The 3622-nt window shown below is 69.9% G+C and carries 5 protein-coding genes; 3 read left to right on the plus strand and 2 right to left on the minus strand.

All coding sequences use genetic code 11. The annotated features are described in order from the left end of the window. Positions 1 to 684 precede the first annotated feature (684 nt). On the minus strand, positions 685 to 957 hold the full coding sequence (locus tag VF468_22520; GenBank protein ID HEX5881064.1) for a DUF4177 domain-containing protein: 273 nt from the start codon (positions 955 to 957) through the stop codon (positions 685 to 687). Between the two features lie 204 nt (positions 958 to 1161). Between VF468_22520 and VF468_22525 the strand changes: the two genes are divergently transcribed. Together VF468_22525 and VF468_22530 are read left to right on the plus strand one after the other, a co-directional pair. Continuing rightward, positions 1162 to 1653, plus strand: a complete 492-nt coding sequence (locus VF468_22525; protein ID HEX5881065.1) for a YbaK/EbsC family protein — start codon at positions 1162 to 1164, stop codon at positions 1651 to 1653. A 91-nt stretch (positions 1654 to 1744) separates the two neighbouring features. After that, positions 1745 to 1906: a hypothetical protein gene (locus VF468_22530; protein HEX5881066.1), complete on the plus strand. Its 162-nt coding sequence runs from the start codon at positions 1745 to 1747 to the stop codon at positions 1904 to 1906. Here VF468_22530 and VF468_22535 read toward each other — a convergent pair. Further along, entirely contained in the window at positions 1897 to 2514 is a 618-nt protein-coding gene (locus tag VF468_22535) for a DUF998 domain-containing protein (protein HEX5881067.1), read from the minus strand. The two genes, VF468_22530 and VF468_22535, sit on opposite strands and share 10 nt — an antisense overlap. 848 nt (positions 2515 to 3362) lie before the next feature. Between VF468_22535 and VF468_22540 the strand changes: the two genes are divergently transcribed. Further along, on the plus strand, positions 3363 to 3622 hold a 260-nt coding region (locus VF468_22540; protein HEX5881068.1), incomplete at its 3' end, for a hypothetical protein.

A 3622-nucleotide genomic window follows, 5' to 3' on the forward strand; every position in this document is an offset into this window, starting at 1 on the left:
GACCCTGTGGTGCACTAGGCCCTCCTTTGGCCCCGGGTGGTCACCGGAACGCGCCGGTGGGCCGGCCCACACAGCCGGTCCGGCAGGCCCAGGCCAGTGGTTCGGCGGTGATCCATGCGCAGGTGCGAGAGCGCCTCGCTCCGGGTCAGGAAGCGCAGCTGGCACTTGGGGCATTGCACGGTCGTCATGCTTCTCACCTCCCGGGGGCGCAGGTTCCCGGCTATAACTGTGGCCGATGGGACGCTGGGCCGACAGGGCCGACGGACCCGCAGTCGGTGGGCCTGCGGGAACTGTCCGACCTGCCATCTGGGATGTGGAGGGAGGGACGCCCGGGCGGCGCCCTGGATGCCGGGCGTTCGTACCTGAACGCCCAGGGCTCGCTGCCTCGGCCTGCCTCCACCCATCCGTCGTGCTCAATCTCACGACGGAGATCCTGAAGGCTCCTGGTCATCCCGGGCGCCCACGCCTCCTGCGGAGGCAGCGTGCCGAGCGTTGTCGGCGCGGGGAACGTGGCGCCCTTGTACCGACGGTGGCCGTCGACGCGGCCGACGAATCGCAGGTACGCGTTGCCCGACTGCGACGCCAGGGTGGCGAGTGCGCCTGCCCACCATGACGTTCCGGCAGGATCCTCCAACTCGATCTGGAGGGTCGCCATCGCCGCCTCCTCAGCAGCGGCTCTTCGCCTCATGCGCGTTCTGCGCTCCCGACCAGCTCCCGACTGGCCTCTGTGGTGGCAATCTCCTCCGCGCGCTCCCGCTCGAAGATGAGCTCGTAGTACCTGGCGGCGCCGAACGCGGCGACGCCCGGGGCGAAGATCTGCACGAGCCGCCAGCCGTCCCGCGCGTGGTCGTGCACCACCTCCTCGTAGGCGTTCCGGGCCTTGTCGTGGACGCCAAAGATCGCCGAACCTGAATACTCTCCGAGCCGCACGAACTTGTACTCGAAGCTCCTGGCCATCGGATGCCCTTTCCTTCGCTGACTTCACGTCTGATCGTCCAACACGGTCGCCGGGAGCAGTAGGGCTGTTGGACCCTGTGGTGCGCGGATCGTCGGCCAAGAATCCCCATCGGAGAGGGCCGGACGCCTCCTGTGCTCGGGCTCGCGTCGGCCCATGCTGGAGCCGGCCGGTCGGGTACCGGCCACGGGCAGGGAGGTGCAGTGATGTCGCTGGTTACCGACTATCTGACCGGGCGCGGGGTGGCATTCGAGGTTGTCCCCCACCGGCGCACCTTCACCTCGCTCCAGGAAGCCCGGGAGGTAGGCGTGGCCGCCGACGAGGTCCTCAAGACGGTGGCGCTGTGGACCGGGGGCAAGTACGTGCTGGGGGTGGTGCCGGCGTCGCGGCGGCTCGACCTGCGGCTGGTCTGCCGAGCCCTCGAGGACCCGGCCACCCGGCTGGCGACCGAGACCGAGCTCCAGGCCGACTTCCCCGGCTACGAGCTGGGGGCGTTGCCGCCGCTGGGGTCGTTGCTTGGCGTGCCGCTGCTGGTGGATCCCGAGGTGCTGGACCACGAGGTGGTCGTGTTCGCGGCCGGGACCGAGACCGAGTCGGTCCGGGTCGCCGCCGCCGGGCTGTTCCGGGACGAGCCGATCGCCGTCCTGCCGCTGACCCGCCGTGAGGACCGGGCCGGCGAGGAACCGGTCACCCGCTGATGGACAGCTCCTGACGCGACCACATGCGGGGCAACACCAGGCCCAGCACCTCGTGGTTCATGCCCGCTTCCCGTCGGGCTATGTCGCCGACGTGCTGCAGACCCTGGAGGTGCTGGCCGAGCTCGACCAGGGCCGCGACCCCCGCCTCACCAGCGCGCTCACCCGGGTGGAGTCTGGCCAGAACAGCCAGGGCCAACCCTCCACATGGGTCACCCTCCGCGCCTGCACCGGCCTACGGGCCGCCTACGGCTGAGCGGTGGCTGGTCGGGCGAGCCGGTACAGCCTGATGGATACGGCCATCACCCAGACCAGGGGCACCCACATGGCGGCCCGCTGCACCAGCCCATTGACCCCTCCGATCAGCTCAGCGGCGATCAGCGGCCCGGACACCAGGGCGGCCAGCCCCAGCCAGAGCGAGCCGACCGACCAGGCTTCGCCGAACCGGCCGTCGCGCGAGAACACCAGCGCCGATACCATGGCCGCGGCCGGCAGGCCGATCGCCCCCGGCATGCTGAACAGCGAGTGCAGCCGCCCTGTCACGGTCACATCGACACAGCCCGCGTCGCAGGGGAAGAACCCGACCACCCCCATGCCCACCCCGGCCAGCACCAGCAGCCCGGTGGCCAGCGTCTTGGCCCGGCTCGGCTGCAGCAGGAACCAGTAGGCGGCGGCGAAGGCCAGGATCGAGATCCCCAGCCCCATGAACCCGGCCAGGTTCATCACCAGCCGGTATGGGGCGTCCACCGCCCCCAGCTCGCTCTGGGTGTCCCGGATCGGGTCATAGCCGTCCCACAGCATGCCCAGGACGGTCACCAGCACCAGGTAGCCGACTGGTCCCACCACCCCGATCAGGGCCAGCACCCGCCGAGGAGCGCTGCCGGATGCCGGCTCCGCCGACGTCCGGGGCGGCGCCGGTGGCCCCTGCCGCCGGGCTCCTGTCCGCGTCATCGCTGAGCCTTCAGCCTGAGCGCCGGCGGCCGTCTCGGCGGTAAGCCTTGACGGTCAGCACCGCGCCGCTGGGGAACATGGCGAGCAACCCCCCCGGGTGGCGGCGTCCCTGTGTGGACGGGGCTGGTCTGCATTGCCCTCCAATATGACGGGCCATTTCCGGCACCTTGCGACCATAGGTCTGAACGGATGGGGTGGGGCAGGGTCCAACGTCCCGTCACGCAGAGGACCCTGGACCAGCCACCTCGGCGATGGCGGCGGGCGGTGAGCCGCACGGTGTCCCCGCCTCGCCTCCAGGCTTGTATGGCTTTGCACCAGCGATGCGGGACCAAAGAGGGAGACCGGTTCGCCATCCGATGGTCACCCAGGACCAATGACCAGAGAGATCGGGACCATTGGTCCTGGTGGAATCGCTCCCCGTCGGCAAACCTAAAGCTGTGAGGTTTCCCGTTGCGAAAAGAGGAAGCGATGAGCAGCTCGATCCGCTCGGTGGTGCAGCGCACGATCGAATCGCCGGCCGGTGGGCTGGTTGCCACCGCCTTGGCCTGGTCCATTGCCTGGCCGTGGTTGTCGTACCGCCGAAGGCACACCCAGCCGCCACCTAACCTGACCCCTTGACCGTACTGATTCACCATCGTGATCTCGTCGAGGCGGGATCAGAACAGTCACGAAACATTGCCGATGGGGTTCTGTAATTTATTTCTGCGATAATTGTCGCATAGGGCTCCACCCGATCCCGGAGCCCAGAGGGGATGAGCTTCATGCGTCCCATTCGCTCCATCGCCACCGCGCTGCTGGTCGCCAGCGTCGCGCTGGTCGGCTGCGGGTCGCGGGACAGCGACCAGGCCGGCCCGGATACGGGGCCACCCGCCAGCGCCCCCGTGACCGTCGCGCCGACCACCCCGGCCCCGCCGCGACCCCCCAACACGCCGCCGAGCGCCGCCGCGGCGGTCGCCACCGCCACATCCTTCATGCGCCGTGAGGTCGGCATGGCCGATCCGGTCGCCGGACCGTTCCGGTG

This window comes from Actinomycetota bacterium (assembly GCA_036280995.1).
Classification (GTDB): domain Bacteria; phylum Actinomycetota; class CALGFH01; order CALGFH01; family CALGFH01; genus CALGFH01.